Genomic DNA, 12,277 nt, shown 5'->3' with positions numbered 1-12,277 from the left:
TGGTGTGGTTGCCACGATCATTGCCTAATTCTTAGAAAAGCTAGGAATTAACAATGTCTAAGCAAAAAATCCGCATCCGTCTGAAGGCTTTCGATTACAAGCTGATCGACCAGTCTGCAGCCGAAATCGTTGATACCGCCAAGCGTACCGGCGCCATCGTCAAGGGTCCCGTGCCCCTGCCGACACGCATGAAGCGCTTCGACATCCTGCGTTCGCCTCACGTCAACAAGACCAGCCGTGACCAGTTCGAAATCCGTACGCACCAGCGTCTGATGGACATCGTGGATCCGACTGACAAGACTGTTGACGCTCTGATGAAGCTGGACCTGCCCGCAGGTGTGGACGTCGAGATCAAACTGCAATAAGAGTTTTGGAGGCCTCGCAAGAGGCTTTTAAGGGTCTTTGTTTAACGCGAACTTGCTTGAAAAAGCAGTTCGCGTTAAAATTTGGAGCTTCGCCTTTGATGCGAAGTTTTATTAACCTTCTTTTGTGTGCTAGGCATGATTGCTAAGGCACAACGCTGGGCCAATTGCAGTTTCAGCGGCAAAAGTTTTGGAGCAAACAAATGAGTCTGAGCAACTCCCTGGGGTTGCTGGGTCGCAAGGTGGGCATGATGCGTCTGTTCACTGATGATGGGGACGCAGTGCCTGTCACAGTGGTGGATGTTTCTAACAACCGCGTGACTCAGGTCAAAACCCAAGAGAACGATGGCTATGTGGCCCTGCAGGTCACTTTCGGTGCACGCAAGGCTTCTCGCGTGACCAAGCCTCAAGCCGGCCACCTCGCCAAGGCGGGTGTCGAAGCCGGTGAAGTGACCCGTGAATTCCGCGTGACTGATGAAACCGCTGGCAAGTATGCCGCTGGTGCCGTTCTGCCTGTGGCAGAGCTGTTCAGCGTTGGCCAGAAGGTGGACGTGCAAGGCACCTCCATCGGTAAGGGTTACGCCGGCACGATCAAGCGCCACAACTTCAGTTCGCAGCGCGCTTCGCACGGTAACAGCCGTTCGCACAATGTTCCCGGTTCTATCGGTATGGCACAAGACCCCGGTCGCGTGTTCCCCGGTAAGCGTATGACTGGTCACATGGGCGACGAAACCGTCACTACTCAAAACCTCGACGTGGTTCGTATCGACGAAGCACGCCAACTGCTGTTGATCAAGGGTGCCATTCCTGGTGCCAAGGGTGGCTTCGTTTCCGTGCGCCCCGCGATCAAGGCTAAAGCTTCCAAAGGAGCGAACTAATGCAGCTCGAACTCCTGAATGAACAAGGCCAGGCCGCTTCCAAGGTGGAAGCTCCCGAGACTGTGTTCGGTCGTGAATTCAACGAAGATCTGGTCCATCAGCTGGTGACTGCCTACCGTGCCAACGCACGTCAAGGCACTCGCGCCCAGAAGGACCGTGAACAAGTGCGTCACACCACTGCCAAGCCTTTCAAGCAAAAGGGTACAGGCCGTGCACGTGCTGGTATGTCCTCCTCGCCTCTGTGGCGTGGCGGCGGTCGCATCTTCCCCAATCTGCCCGAAGAAAACTTCTCGCAGAAGATCAACAAGAAGATGTACCGCGCCGGTATGGCTTCCATCCTGTCTCAGCTGGCCCGCGAAGGCCGTCTGGCAGTTGTGGAATCCCTGACGCTGGATACCCCCAAGACCAAGGTGCTGGCAGACAAGTTCAAGGCTATGAACCTGTCTTCGTCGGTGATGGTGATCGCTGAAGAAATCGACGAGAACCTGTACCTGGCATCCCGCAATCTGAAGAACGTGTTCGTGGTTGAGCCGCGCTATGCAGACCCCGTGTCGCTGGTGCACTACAAGAAAGTGCTCGTCACCAAGGGTGCGATCGACAAACTCAAGGAGATGTTCGCATGAGCACTACCAAGTTTGACGAAGGTCGTCTGATGCAAGTGCTGGTCGCTCCCATCGTGTCCGAAAAGGCCACTCTGGTTGCTGAAAAGTCCAATGCTGTGACATTCAAGGTGCTGCAGAACGCTACCAAGCCCGAAATCAAGGCCGCTGTGGAATTGATGTTCAAGGTTGAAGTGGCTGGCGTGTCTGTGGTGAACACCAAGGGCAAGACCAAGCGCTTTGGCAAGACCGTGGGCCGTCGCGACAATGTGCGCAAGGCATACGTGATGCTCAAGCCCGGTCAAGAGCTGAACCTGTCTGGGGAGGCTGCGTAATCATGGCTGTTATCAAGCTCAAACCTACGACCCCCGGCCAACGCGGCGCGGTGAAGGTTACTCGCGACCACCTGCACAAGGGTGAGGGTTTTGCCCCCCTGCTGGAAGCTCAATTCCAGAAGGCCGGTCGTAATAACAACGGTCACATCACAACTCGCCACAAGGGCGGTGGTCACAAGCACCACTACCGTGTGGTGGACTTCAAGCGCAACAAGGACGGTATCCCCGCCAAGGTTGAGCGCATTGAATACGACCCCAACCGTACTGCCCACATCGCTCTGGTGTGCTACGCAGACGGCGAGCGTCGCTACGTCATTGCTCCTCGCAACCTGGAAGTCGGCGCTACCATCATCAGCGGCTCCGAAGCTCCTATCCGCGTGGGCAACACCCTGCCTATCCGCAACATCCCCGTGGGCTCGACCATCCACTGCATCGAACTGAAGATCGGTGCCGGTGCTCAGATCGCTCGCTCGGCTGGTACCTCCGCCACTCTGCTGGCTCGCGAAGGCATCTACGCTCAAGTGCGTATGCGTTCGGGCGAAGTCCGCAAGGTGCACATCGAGTGCCGCGCCACCATCGGTGAAGTTGCCAACGAAGAACACAGCCTGCGCCGTCTGGGCAAGGCCGGTGTGAAGCGTTGGATGGGTATTCGTCCTACCGTCCGCGGTACGGTCATGAACCCTGTCGACCACCCGCACGGTGGTGGTGAAGGTAAGACCGGTGAAGGCCGTCACCCAGTTGACCCATGGGGCAATCTGACGAAGGGCTACCGCACCCGTAACAACAAGCGCACACAGACCATGATCGTGTCGCGCCGTAAGAAGTAAGGGGTAGCAAATGACTCGTTCTCTTAAAAAGGGTCCGTTTGTTGACCATCACTTGCTGGCCAAGGTCGAAAAGGCCATCGCCACCAAGGACAAGAAGCCAGTGAAGACCTGGTCGCGTCGCTCCATGGTCCTGCCCGAGTTCATCGGTCTGACCATTGCCGTGCACAACGGCAAGCAACACGTGCCGGTTTATGTGACTGACCAGATGGTTGGCCACAAGCTGGGTGAATTCGCGCTGACTCGTACCTTCAAGGGTCACCCTGCGGACAAGAAAGCCAAGAAGTAAGGAATAGAACATGTCTGAAACACGTGCTGTTCTCCGTGGCGTCCGCCTGTCTGTTGACAAGGGTCGCCTGGTCGCGGATCTGATCCGCGGCAAGAAGGTGGATCAAGCTCTGAACATTCTCCAGTTCACGCAGAAAAAAGCTGCCGTGATCGTGAAGAAGGTTCTGGAATCCGCTATCGCCAACGCTGAGCACAACGACGGCGCCGATATCGACGAACTGAAGGTCAAGACCATCTACGTCGAGCAAGGCACTACGCTCAAGCGTTTCACTGCTCGCGCCAAGGGCCGCGGCAACCGCATCAGCAAGCCTACCTGCCACATCTACGTGACAGTGGGTAACTGAGGCCTTAAGGAAGAATATGGGACAGAAAATCCATCCTACCGGCTTCCGTCTGGCGGTGAGCCGCAACTGGGCAAGCCGCTGGTACGCTAGCAACCGTGACTTCGCCGGCATGCTGGCCGAAGACATCAAGGTGCGCGAGTACCTGAAGGCCAAGCTGAAGAACGCCGCCGTGGCTCGCGTTCTGATCGAGCGTCCTGCCAAGAACGCCCGCATCACCATTTTCTCGGCTCGTCCGGGCGTGGTGATCGGCAAGAAGGGTGAAGACATCGAAGCCCTGAAGAAGGAACTCGCTGCTCGCCTGGGCGTGCCCGTGGCTGTGAACATCGAAGAAGTGCGCAAGCCTGAAATCGATGCCAAGCTGATCGCTGACTCCATCTGCCAACAGCTGGAAAAGCGCATCATGTTCCGCCGCGCCATGAAGCGTGCCATGCAGAACGCCATGCGTCTGGGTGCTCAAGGCATCAAGATCATGTCTTCCGGTCGTCTGAACGGTATCGAAATCGCTCGTACCGAGTGGTACCGCGAAGGCCGCGTGCCTCTGCACACTCTGCGTGCCGACATCGACTACGGCTTCTCCGAAGCCAAGACGACTTACGGCATCATCGGCGTGAAGGTCTGGGTCTACAAGGGTGACACCCTGGGCCGCAACGATCTGCCCGCCGTGGAAACGCCCCGTCCTGAAGACGAGCGTCGTCCTCGTGGTCCCCGTCGTGACGGTCGCCGTGATGGCCGTGATGGCGCTGGCCGTGGTGGCCGTCGTCCCGCAGGCACCAATGCCGCTCCTGCCGATGGCAGCGACAAGCCTGCTGGCGCTGGTGCTGATTCCGTTAAGCGCGTTCGTAAGGCCGACGCGCCCGCTACAGCAGCGGACGGTAAAGGAGAATAAACATGCTGCAACCTGCACGCCGCAAGTTCCGTAAGGAACAAAAAGGCCGCAACACCGGCATCGCTACCCGTGGCAACTCCGTTGCCTTCGGCGATTTCGGTTTGAAGTCTACTGACCGTGGTCGTCTGACCGCACGCCAGATCGAAGCTGCACGTCGTGCAATTTCCCGTCACGTCAAGCGTGGTGGTCGTATCTGGATCCGCGTGTTCCCGGACAAGCCCATCTCTACCAAGCCCGCCGAAGTGCGTATGGGTAACGGTAAGGGCAACCCCGAGTACTACGTGGCCGAAATCCAGCCCGGCAAGGTGATCTACGAAATCGTGGGTGTGCCTGAAGAGCTGGCCCGTGAAGCGTTCCGCCTGGCTGCTGCAAAGCTGCCTCTGCGCACGACCTTCGTGTCCCGTCACATTGGTGCTTAAGGAGATCAACATGACGAAATCTGCTGAACTCCGCCAAAAAGACGTGGCTGGTCTGGAAGCTGAAGTGAAGTCCCTGCAAAAGGCTCACTTCGGTCTGCGCATGCAAAAGGCCACGCAACAACTGGGCAACACTGCGACCATCAAGGCTACACGCCGTGACATCGCTCGTGCCAAGACCATCCTTGCTGAAAAGCAAGCCGCCAAGTAAGGAGCCGACATGACGGAAGCTAAAACATCCCTCAAGCGCACCTTGATTGGCAAGGTGGTCAGCGACAAGCGTGCCAAGACTGTGACCGTTCTGGTGGAACGCCGCGTCAAGCACCCCATCTACGACAAGATCATGATCAAGTCGAGCAAGTACCACGCTCACGACGAGCAAGGTGAGTACAAGCTGGGTGACGTGGTTGAAATCACCGAGAGCCGTCCTCTCTCCAAGACCAAGAACTGGGTTGCTACCCGCTTGGTTCAAAAGGCTGCTCTGGTGTAAGCCTAACCAGGCCCGCCGGCTGCAAAGCCCTTGAAAACGACCCACAATGCTGTGGGTCGTTTTTTTATTTGGGCCGCCAAGAATGCGGTCCGTGCTTTGCAACAAAGGAGATAGTCATGATTAAAGTTGGTGATACCCTGCCCGCAGTGACCTTGATGGAATATGTGGAAGTGGAAGGCAATGGCTGCAGCCTTGGTCCCAACCCCGTGAAGCTGCCCGAGGCTCTGGCCGGCAAGACTATTGCCGTGTTTGCCGTGCCCGGCGCATTCACGCCCACCTGCTCCGAAAAGCACCTGCCAGGCTATGTGGCCAAGGCCGAAGAGCTCAAGGCTGCCGGCGTGGACGAAATCTGGTGCCTGGCCGTGAACGATGCTTTCGTGATGGGCGCCTGGGGCCGCGATCAGAAGGTGGCTGGCAAGGTGCGCATGATTGCCGACGGCGATGCGGCATTCGCCAAGGCGACCGGCCTGACGCTGGACCTGAACGGCAAGGGCCTGGGCCTGCGCGCCAACCGCTTCTCCATGCTGGTCAAGGACGGCAAGGTTGCGACCCTGAACGTGGAAGCTCCCGGCAAGTTTGAAGTCAGCGATGCCGGCACCATGCTGGCTCAAGCCAAGGCTTGATGGCTGAAGCCCTGAGTTGCTGGGCGCGGGAATGACGCTCTCGCCGCAAGGCGGCTTGGCACCACAGAAAAAAGGCATTGCCAAACTGGCAATGCCTTTTTCGCATCAGAGGCTCAGAACAGATTCGCCTTGAGGTAGTGCGCGCCTGGAAGCGGATTGTGATAGTAAGGTTCGATGGGCTCGAAGCCCAGGTCCACATACAGTGCGCGGGCAGACTCCATATCGTCCAGGGTGTCGAGCAGCACATGGTCATAGCCAGCCTGGCGGGCAATGTCGAGCATTGCTTCGGCCAGTTGACGCCCCAGGCCGAAGCCACGAAAAGCCTTGCGCACGAACAGGCGCTTCATCTCGGCGGCGTTGGGGTAGTCCGAGTCGTCCAGAGGACGCAGTGCGCAGCAGCCCGCAATGCTGCCATCCACGCGAGCCAGCAGAATCTGTCCACGAGGCGCAGCATATTCGCCAGGGAGGGCGGCGAGTTCGGATTCGAATCCTTGAAATTCCAGGTCGATGTTCAGGCTGTTCGCATACTCCTGAAAGATCTGGCGCACAGCATCCATTTCCTCCAGGCTGGGCGTCAGCAAGTCCACGGCAGGCTTGTCCACGGCAACTAGGCAATGATGAAAGAAGGCCCAGTGTAGCGGCAAGTGCTTTACATGGTTAAAGCAGCTGCCTGCAGCGTCAGAACTCAGAAAGCAGCGCTCTGGCCCAGTTGATGGACCCACCAGGAGAGAGCGCTTGCCACCACGGCCAGCAATGCGGCCAGAACCCGGGTGCTGGCGGTGTCGCGGCTCGCAGCAACGGGTTCCTCCAGCAATTTGTCGCCCGTGACCATGGCCGGGACCAGTTTGTCGCCCTTGAGGCTGTAGCCGATGAGGGCCAGCAGATGCAGTGCGACCAGTGCGTAAATCAGGTACTGGCCCCAGTGGGCGTGGTAGTTGGTGGCCTTGGAGATCAGCTCGCCGGACACAAAACGCGTCAAAGGTCCGCTGAAGGCAATTTCATCATCGCTCATCAGCCCGCTTGCTATCTGCGCTATCAGAACGATTAGCATCGCGATGACCGACAGCGAGCCCAGCGGGTTGTGGCCTGCGCGGTCCTGCGTGGTCGACGCGCCACTGAGATAACGCCTCATGGCCGCCGCAGAAGGGATGAAGCTGCCAAAGCGCGACCAGTACCCGCCGACCAGGCCCCAGAGAATGCGAAAGATCAGCAAGGCCAGCACGACCTGTCCCAGCAGCAGATGCCAGTTCATGGCATTGCCGCCCATCTTGGCGGTGACCACCAGGGCCACGATGCAGATTGCCAGCAGCCAGTGAAACAGGCGGGTGGGCAGATCCCAGATGCGTACCTTGTGTGGCCCTGCTGCGGCAGGTCGAATAGGGTTTGTCATGGCTTGTTCATCGCGAATCGACACCGGCATTGTGCCTGCATGGCGTCGAAAGCCAAGCCCGGAAGGGGCAGTGCGTGCTTTCATGTTCCTCTGCCATACTGGACAGGCAGCCGCCTGCGGCAGGCTGTAGAACCAAGAAAGGATACCCCGATGAAAGCTTTTTCCACTCTGGCATTCGCTGCTGTGGTTGCCACCGTGGCCCTGCCTGCCTCGGCGCAGTTCGCCAAGGCTGAAGATGCCATCAAATACCGCCAGAGCGCCCTGAGCGTGCTGGGCACGCATTTCAGCCGTCTGGGCGCCATGGCCAATGGCAAGATGCCCTTCGATGCCAAGAGCGCGCAGGAAAGTGCGGAAATTGTGGCCTTCATGTCCAAGCTGCCCTGGGCCGGCTTCGGCGCCGGCACCGAAGGCGGCAAGGCCAAGCCTGAGGTGTGGAAGGAGCAGGCCAAGTTCCATGATCTGTCGGGCAAGATGGAAGCAGAAGTCGTCAAGCTCAATGCTGCCGCCAAGACCGGCAATCTGGACAATCTCAAGACGGCTTTCGGCCAGGCCGCCAATAGTTGCAAGAGCTGCCACGACAGCTTCCGGAATAAGTAGCCCCCTGAGCCGCTGCGCGGCTTCCCCCCAGGGGGACAGCATCTTCGCTGGGGAGCGACCCTTGCTCGATGCTCCAGGCATGAAAAAACCGACCATTGGTCGGTTTTTTTTGTGAGCGGCTGTCGCTTGCTGTTTCTGTGTTTTAGGCGCTTTTGATGTTGAAATGACCTGCTATCAAGCGCTGTAAGCTATGGCTTTTAATCAAGCTGCAGCTGGTTCTGCCAGCAGCTTCTCGATCAGCTTGTGCAGTTGCTCAAAGTCAGGCGCGCCGATATAGCTTTTCACGATCTCGCCGCGCTTGTTGACGATGAAGGTGGTGGGTGTGAGTTGCACATCGCCCCAGGCCTTGGCCACGCTGCCGGTGTTGTCCAGCGCGACCTGGAAGGGCAGCTTGCGCGATTCAACAAAGTTCACGACATAGCTGGGCGGGTCGTAGCTCATGGCCACGGCCAGGGTGTCAAAGCCCTTGCCCTGGTACTTCTGGTAGGTGCTGATGATCTCGGGCATCTCTGCCACGCAGGTGGTGCAGCTGGTGGCCCAGAAGTTCACCAGCGTCACCTTGCCCTTGAGGTCGGCCGTGGTTTTCTGGCTGCCGTCCAGCAGCACAAAGGTGGATTGCGGCGCCGCGGTCTGCCCTGCACCCGAATACACCCAGGCCCCGACGCCGATGACGGCGGCCGCCACAATGCCTGCGATCCAATGTTTGCTTGCCATAGAGTTTGATTGTGCACAAATCTTCAGCACCTTGCTGATCTGTGGGTTGGTGTGTCAAACCCGCTGAAAGTTCAGTTCTTACTGCTTGACCCACGGGTCAACCCTAGGCTTGTGTGACAGGTCGGGCCCGTGCCGCTGCCGATAATGGGCCATGAAGAAAACCGGACTCTGGGCGGTGAACTTGCTTGCCGGTTGCGCGCTGCTGCTGGCAGCCTGCAGCCCGGCGCTGAACTGGCGTACCACCCAGCTCAAGGATGCGCCGCTGCAAGCACTCTTGCCCTGCGATGCGCAGACAGCCACCCGGCCGATAGAGCTGGGGCTGGGTCAGGTACAGCTGTCGGTCGTGGGCTGCGAGGCCCAGGGCGCGACCTATGCGGTGTCGCATTTCGCCGTGGCCGAGCCTGCACGTGCTGCCGAGGCACTGACGTTCTGGCAGCAGGCAGTGCTGGCGCAGCTGAAGTCGGCGGACGGTGCTGCCGCAAGGCTCGATGCCAGGGGCGATGGCCTGTGGGTGCCCAAGGGCACGTTGAATCTGCCGCAGTCCTTGCGCATGACCTTCGAGGGGCTCGGTCCCCGGGGGCAGAAAGTGGTGGGGCATGGTCTGTGGTTTGCTCGCCTGGAGGGCAGTGGCGCCAGGGTCTATCACGCAGTGATCTATGCCGACAAGCTCAGGTCTGCCGAGGCCGAGATGTTTTTTTCGGGTCTGCAATTGCAATAAGTCCCATCCAGATCATTAGCTTTGTGCTTCATCCACCTCATTGCCCTTGTTGATGGCGGCAACAGGCCATAATTTGCTGTCAAGAACTGTGACTACATGACCACGCGCATTCTTTTGCTCACTCACGCTCCTCTGGCCGCTGCATTGCGCGAATGCGCCCTGCATGTGTTTGCCGATAGCGCTGACGACTTGCTGGCCCTGGACGTGCCTTCCGAAGAGGCGCCCGAGGCCACGCTGGAGCGCGCCCTGGCCATGCTGGTGGCGCATGGCGGTCTGGATGCACCGACCCTGGTGCTGACCGATCTGTTTGGCGCCACCCCATGCAATGTGGCCCAGCGTCTCACGGGCCTGTTGCAGGCCAGGCTGGTGGCGGGCGTGAACCTGCCCATGCTTTTGCGCTCCATAGGCTATCGGCATGAGCCGCTGGATGCCCTGGTTTCGCGGGCCATGGTGGGCGGCAGCCAGGGGGTGATGCAGGTGGCCGGCAGTTCCCGACAAAATCAAAGCGCACGACCTTCCAATGATCAAGACCAATATCACCATCAGCAATAAATTGGGCCTGCATGCCCGTGCATCGGCCAAGCTCACCAAGCTCGCCGGCAGCTTCCCCTGCGAGGTCTGGCTGACCAAGGGCGAGCGCCGCGTCAATGCCAAGAGCATCATGGGCGTGATGATGCTGGCGGCGGGCATAGGCTCCGAGCTGGAGCTGGAAACCGATGGCGCACAGGAGCAGGAAGCCACGGATGCGCTGGTGGCCCTGATCAATGACAAGTTTGGCGAAGGCCAGTAAAGGCTGCCTCGCCTGTGCCGCGGCTTGACCGCGTGCAGGTGGCAGTTGGACGGTTAGCTCTTTTGATAGCAGGCAGGGTCTTGCTGTTAATGAAGTAGAGCGGTTTTGATGCTGTAGTGCAGCGATAGTTGGCGCTGACTGCTGCAAAAACAAGAGCAAGAAGCAAGCAAAAAGCAATCGCGAAATTCGCGAAAGGGCATTCGCCATGACATTTGCCATCCACGGCCTGGCCGTCTCACGGGGGGTTGCCATCGGGCGCGCGGTCGTTGTGGCCTCCAGTCGCATGGAGGTGGTGCACTACTTCATCCGGCCCGATCAGGTGGAGTCGGAGATCCAGCGTGCCCGCACGGCACGCAATGCGGTGATTGACGAGCTGCGCCGGCTTCAGGAGGAAATGCCCAAGGACGCGCCCGGCGAGCTTGATGCGCTGCTCGATGTGCATCTGATGCTGCTGCAGGACCAGGCACTGGCCGAGGCCATCCGCAACTGGATCTCGGAGCGTCTGTATAACGCCGAATGGGCGCTGACCACGCAGCTGGAAATCGTCTCGCGCCAGTTCGACGAGATGGACGACGAGTACCTGCGCGAGCGCAAGGCCGATCTGGAGCAGGTAGTGGAGCGCATTCTGCGCCACATGAAGGGCGCGGCCAGTCCGCTTGCGCAGGTTGCTCCACCGTTGTCTCCGACGGGCGCTGCACCTGCAACCGATGGACAGCAGCTGCCTCTCGACGTCACCACGGAAACCCCGCTGGTGCTGGTGGCACAAGACCTGTCGCCAGCGGACATGCTGCAGTTCAAGAGCAAGGTCTTTGCGGGCTTCATCACGGCCGTGGGCGGCAAGACCAGCCACACGGCCATCGTCGCACGCAGCATGGACATTCCGGCCGTGGTTGGCGCGCGGGCCGCAAGCCAGCTGATTCGCCAGGATGACTGGGTCATCATCGACGGCAACGAGGGCGTGGTCATCGTGGACCCCACACCCATCATCCTGGCGGAGTACAGCTTTCGCCAGCGCCAGACCGAACTGGAGCGCGAGCGCCTGACCCGTCTGCGCTACACGCCGTCCCTCACCATGGATGGGCAGAAGGTGGAGCTGCTGGCCAATATCGAGCAGCCCAGCGACGGGGCTGCCGCCGTGCGTGCTGGCGCAGTCGGGGTGGGGCTGTTCCGTACCGAGTTTCTGTTCATGGGGCGCAGCGGCAATCTGCCTGGGGAAGAAGAGCAGTACCGTGCCTACCGCGAGGCCATAGACGGCATGCAAGGCATGCCGGTCACCATCCGCACGCTGGATGTGGGGGCCGACAAGCCGCTGGACAAGGCACAGCCCAAGGACTACTACCTCAACCCCGCGCTGGGCCTGCGCGCCATACGCTGGAGTCTGGCCGACCCCGTGATGTTCCGCACCCAGCTGCGCGCCATCTTGCGCGCGGCAGCGCACGGACAGATCAAGCTGCTGTTTCCCATGCTGGCCCATCGCAGCGAGATCGAGCAGACCCTGGCCCAGCTGCGCCAGGCGCAGCATGAGCTCGATGTGCGCGGCGTCGCCTACGGCCCGGTCAAGCTGGGCGCCATGATCGAGATTCCGGCGGCCGCCCTGACGGTGCGCAGCTTTCTCCAATATTTCGACTTTCTGTCCATAGGCACCAACGACCTGATCCAGTACACGCTGGCCATCGATCGTGCCGACGAAACCGTGGCCCATCTCTACGACCCCATGCATCCGGCGGTGTTGCGCCTGGTGGCGGAGGTCATCGCAGCGGCCAATGCCGCAGGCAAGGAAGTCAGCGTTTGCGGCGAAATGGCCGGTGATCTGAGCATGACCCGGCTGCTTTTGGGCCTGGGGCTGCGCAGTTTTTCCATGCACCCCGCGCAGATTCTGGCCGTCAAGCAGGAGGTGCTGCGTGCGGACTCCAGCAAGCTTGCTCCCTGGGCCGCCGAGGTGCTGGGCAGCGAATGCCCGGCGCAGATGCTGGCGCCCTGAAGAGTTCAGGGAACGACCTCGAGGCCGGCAGAAAAGGGATGG

General features: G+C 59.7%; 20 protein-coding genes. 17 read left to right on the top strand and 3 right to left on the bottom strand.

Annotation, left to right across the window (positions count from 1 at the left end):
• The first annotated feature begins 53 nt into the window (after positions 1-53).
• The 12 genes from rpsJ to AAIL66_RS22765 all read left to right on the top strand — a co-directional run bounded on the left by rpsJ (position 54) and on the right by AAIL66_RS22765 (position 6,045).
• On the top strand, positions 54-365 hold the full coding sequence (gene rpsJ, locus AAIL66_RS22820) for a 30S ribosomal protein S10 (RefSeq protein ID WP_003059431.1): 312 nt from the start codon (positions 54-56) through the stop codon (positions 363-365).
• A gap of 200 nt (positions 366-565) precedes the next feature.
• Positions 566-1,240 (top strand): 50S ribosomal protein L3, encoded by a 675-nt coding sequence (gene rplC, locus AAIL66_RS22815; RefSeq protein WP_003059417.1) that lies wholly within the window; start codon positions 566-568, stop codon positions 1,238-1,240.
• Positions 1,240-1,863: a 50S ribosomal protein L4 gene (rplD, locus tag AAIL66_RS22810; RefSeq protein ID WP_003065421.1), complete on the top strand. Its 624-nt coding sequence runs from the start codon at positions 1,240-1,242 to the stop codon at positions 1,861-1,863. Before rplC ends, rplD begins: the two co-directional genes overlap by 1 nt.
• Positions 1,860-2,174, top strand: coding sequence for a 50S ribosomal protein L23 (gene rplW / locus AAIL66_RS22805; RefSeq protein WP_003059415.1), 315 nt, complete (start codon positions 1,860-1,862; stop codon positions 2,172-2,174). The genes rplD and rplW overlap by 4 nt, the downstream gene beginning before the upstream one ends.
• Before the next feature lie 2 nt (positions 2,175-2,176).
• Positions 2,177-3,001, top strand: a complete 825-nt coding sequence (gene rplB / locus AAIL66_RS22800; RefSeq protein ID WP_003059414.1) for a 50S ribosomal protein L2 — start codon at positions 2,177-2,179, stop codon at positions 2,999-3,001.
• A 10-nt stretch (positions 3,002-3,011) separates the two neighbouring features.
• Positions 3,012-3,287 (top strand): 30S ribosomal protein S19, encoded by a 276-nt coding sequence (rpsS, locus tag AAIL66_RS22795; RefSeq protein ID WP_003059413.1) that lies wholly within the window; start codon positions 3,012-3,014, stop codon positions 3,285-3,287.
• Between the two features lie 10 nt (positions 3,288-3,297).
• Positions 3,298-3,630: a 50S ribosomal protein L22 gene (gene rplV / locus AAIL66_RS22790; RefSeq protein WP_003059408.1), complete on the top strand. Its 333-nt coding sequence runs from the start codon at positions 3,298-3,300 to the stop codon at positions 3,628-3,630.
• A 16-nt stretch (positions 3,631-3,646) separates the two neighbouring features.
• Positions 3,647-4,516: a 30S ribosomal protein S3 gene (rpsC, locus tag AAIL66_RS22785; protein ID WP_003059406.1), complete on the top strand. Its 870-nt coding sequence runs from the start codon at positions 3,647-3,649 to the stop codon at positions 4,514-4,516.
• Between the two features lie 2 nt (positions 4,517-4,518).
• Positions 4,519-4,935 carry a 50S ribosomal protein L16 gene (gene rplP / locus AAIL66_RS22780; protein WP_003059405.1) on the top strand — a complete coding sequence of 139 codons (417 nt, stop codon included), beginning with the start codon at positions 4,519-4,521 and terminating at the stop codon, positions 4,933-4,935.
• Between the two features lie 10 nt (positions 4,936-4,945).
• Positions 4,946-5,143, top strand: a complete 198-nt coding sequence (rpmC, locus tag AAIL66_RS22775; RefSeq protein ID WP_003059403.1) for a 50S ribosomal protein L29 — start codon at positions 4,946-4,948, stop codon at positions 5,141-5,143.
• A gap of 9 nt (positions 5,144-5,152) precedes the next feature.
• Complete coding sequence (gene rpsQ / locus AAIL66_RS22770; protein ID WP_003059401.1) at positions 5,153-5,422, top strand: 30S ribosomal protein S17; 270 nt, start codon at positions 5,153-5,155, stop codon at positions 5,420-5,422.
• A 116-nt stretch (positions 5,423-5,538) separates the two neighbouring features.
• Positions 5,539-6,045, top strand: a complete 507-nt coding sequence (locus AAIL66_RS22765; RefSeq protein WP_034359041.1) for a peroxiredoxin — start codon at positions 5,539-5,541, stop codon at positions 6,043-6,045.
• A gap of 113 nt (positions 6,046-6,158) precedes the next feature.
• Here the strand turns inward: AAIL66_RS22765 and AAIL66_RS22760 are convergent, their stop codons facing one another.
• Both AAIL66_RS22760 and AAIL66_RS22755 read right to left on the bottom strand, forming a co-directional pair.
• Positions 6,159-6,647, bottom strand: coding sequence for a GNAT family N-acetyltransferase (locus AAIL66_RS22760; RefSeq protein WP_343497828.1), 489 nt, complete (start codon positions 6,645-6,647; stop codon positions 6,159-6,161).
• 83 nt (positions 6,648-6,730) lie between these two features.
• Complete coding sequence (locus AAIL66_RS22755; RefSeq protein WP_063665410.1) at positions 6,731-7,435, bottom strand: DUF4017 family protein; 705 nt, start codon at positions 7,433-7,435, stop codon at positions 6,731-6,733.
• A 150-nt stretch (positions 7,436-7,585) separates the two neighbouring features.
• Between AAIL66_RS22755 and AAIL66_RS22750 the strand changes: the two genes are divergently transcribed.
• Entirely contained in the window at positions 7,586-8,032 is a 447-nt protein-coding gene (locus AAIL66_RS22750) for a cytochrome c (RefSeq protein ID WP_343497826.1), read from the top strand.
• A 201-nt stretch (positions 8,033-8,233) separates the two neighbouring features.
• Here AAIL66_RS22750 and AAIL66_RS22745 read toward each other — a convergent pair whose 3' ends face one another.
• On the bottom strand, positions 8,234-8,746 hold the full coding sequence (locus AAIL66_RS22745) for a TlpA disulfide reductase family protein (RefSeq protein WP_034359045.1): 513 nt from the start codon (positions 8,744-8,746) through the stop codon (positions 8,234-8,236).
• Between the two features lie 151 nt (positions 8,747-8,897).
• Between AAIL66_RS22745 and AAIL66_RS22740 the strand changes: the two genes are divergently transcribed.
• The 4 genes from AAIL66_RS22740 to ptsP all read left to right on the top strand — a co-directional run bounded on the left by AAIL66_RS22740 (position 8,898) and on the right by ptsP (position 12,235).
• The gene (locus tag AAIL66_RS22740) at positions 8,898-9,464 is read left to right on the top strand and encodes a hypothetical protein (RefSeq protein WP_343484294.1); all 567 of its coding nucleotides are present in this window, start codon (positions 8,898-8,900) and stop codon (positions 9,462-9,464) included.
• 96 nt (positions 9,465-9,560) lie between these two features.
• Positions 9,561-10,016, top strand: a complete 456-nt coding sequence (locus tag AAIL66_RS22735) for a PTS fructose transporter subunit IIA (RefSeq protein ID WP_034359049.1) — start codon at positions 9,561-9,563, stop codon at positions 10,014-10,016.
• Positions 9,985-10,254: an HPr family phosphocarrier protein gene (locus AAIL66_RS22730; RefSeq protein WP_034359051.1), complete on the top strand. Its 270-nt coding sequence runs from the start codon at positions 9,985-9,987 to the stop codon at positions 10,252-10,254. Before AAIL66_RS22735 ends, AAIL66_RS22730 begins: the two co-directional genes overlap by 32 nt.
• A gap of 205 nt (positions 10,255-10,459) precedes the next feature.
• The gene (gene ptsP, locus AAIL66_RS22725) at positions 10,460-12,235 is read left to right on the top strand and encodes a phosphoenolpyruvate--protein phosphotransferase (protein ID WP_343497824.1); all 1,776 of its coding nucleotides are present in this window, start codon (positions 10,460-10,462) and stop codon (positions 12,233-12,235) included.
• The last annotated feature ends 42 nt before the right edge of the window (positions 12,236-12,277 follow it).

The organism is Comamonas sp. F1-6 (assembly GCF_039581415.1).
GTDB classification, from domain to species: Bacteria; Pseudomonadota; Gammaproteobacteria; order Burkholderiales; family Burkholderiaceae_C; genus Comamonas; species Comamonas thiooxydans.
Note: the sequence above shows the minus strand (reverse complement) of the source record. Positions and strands in the feature narration are given on the sequence as shown.

Excerpts from the sequence above, each read along its gene's own strand:
- rpsJ (WP_003059431.1), top strand. The coding sequence starts at position 54 with ATGTCTAAGCAAAAAATCCGCATCCGTCTGAAGGCTTTCGATTACAAG.
- rplC (WP_003059417.1), top strand. The coding sequence starts at position 566 with ATGAGTCTGAGCAACTCCCTGGGGTTGCTGGGTCGCAAGGTGGGCATG.
- rplD (WP_003065421.1), top strand. The coding sequence starts at position 1,240 with ATGCAGCTCGAACTCCTGAATGAACAAGGCCAGGCCGCTTCCAAGGTG.
- rplW (WP_003059415.1), top strand. The coding sequence starts at position 1,860 with ATGAGCACTACCAAGTTTGACGAAGGTCGTCTGATGCAAGTGCTGGTC.
- rplB (WP_003059414.1), top strand. The coding sequence starts at position 2,177 with ATGGCTGTTATCAAGCTCAAACCTACGACCCCCGGCCAACGCGGCGCG.
- rpsS (WP_003059413.1), top strand. The coding sequence starts at position 3,012 with ATGACTCGTTCTCTTAAAAAGGGTCCGTTTGTTGACCATCACTTGCTG.
- rplV (WP_003059408.1), top strand. The coding sequence starts at position 3,298 with ATGTCTGAAACACGTGCTGTTCTCCGTGGCGTCCGCCTGTCTGTTGAC.
- rpsC (WP_003059406.1), top strand. The coding sequence starts at position 3,647 with ATGGGACAGAAAATCCATCCTACCGGCTTCCGTCTGGCGGTGAGCCGC.
- rplP (WP_003059405.1), top strand. The coding sequence starts at position 4,519 with ATGCTGCAACCTGCACGCCGCAAGTTCCGTAAGGAACAAAAAGGCCGC.
- rpmC (WP_003059403.1), top strand. The coding sequence starts at position 4,946 with ATGACGAAATCTGCTGAACTCCGCCAAAAAGACGTGGCTGGTCTGGAA.
- rpsQ (WP_003059401.1), top strand. The coding sequence starts at position 5,153 with ATGACGGAAGCTAAAACATCCCTCAAGCGCACCTTGATTGGCAAGGTG.
- AAIL66_RS22765 (WP_034359041.1), top strand. The coding sequence starts at position 5,539 with ATGATTAAAGTTGGTGATACCCTGCCCGCAGTGACCTTGATGGAATAT.
- AAIL66_RS22755 (WP_063665410.1), bottom strand. The coding sequence starts at position 7,435 with ATGACAAACCCTATTCGACCTGCCGCAGCAGGGCCACACAAGGTACGC.
- AAIL66_RS22750 (WP_343497826.1), top strand. The coding sequence starts at position 7,586 with ATGAAAGCTTTTTCCACTCTGGCATTCGCTGCTGTGGTTGCCACCGTG.
- AAIL66_RS22745 (WP_034359045.1), bottom strand. The coding sequence starts at position 8,746 with ATGGCAAGCAAACATTGGATCGCAGGCATTGTGGCGGCCGCCGTCATC.
- AAIL66_RS22740 (WP_343484294.1), top strand. The coding sequence starts at position 8,898 with ATGAAGAAAACCGGACTCTGGGCGGTGAACTTGCTTGCCGGTTGCGCG.
- AAIL66_RS22735 (WP_034359049.1), top strand. The coding sequence starts at position 9,561 with ATGACCACGCGCATTCTTTTGCTCACTCACGCTCCTCTGGCCGCTGCA.
- AAIL66_RS22730 (WP_034359051.1), top strand. The coding sequence starts at position 9,985 with ATGATCAAGACCAATATCACCATCAGCAATAAATTGGGCCTGCATGCC.
- ptsP (WP_343497824.1), top strand. The coding sequence starts at position 10,460 with ATGACATTTGCCATCCACGGCCTGGCCGTCTCACGGGGGGTTGCCATC.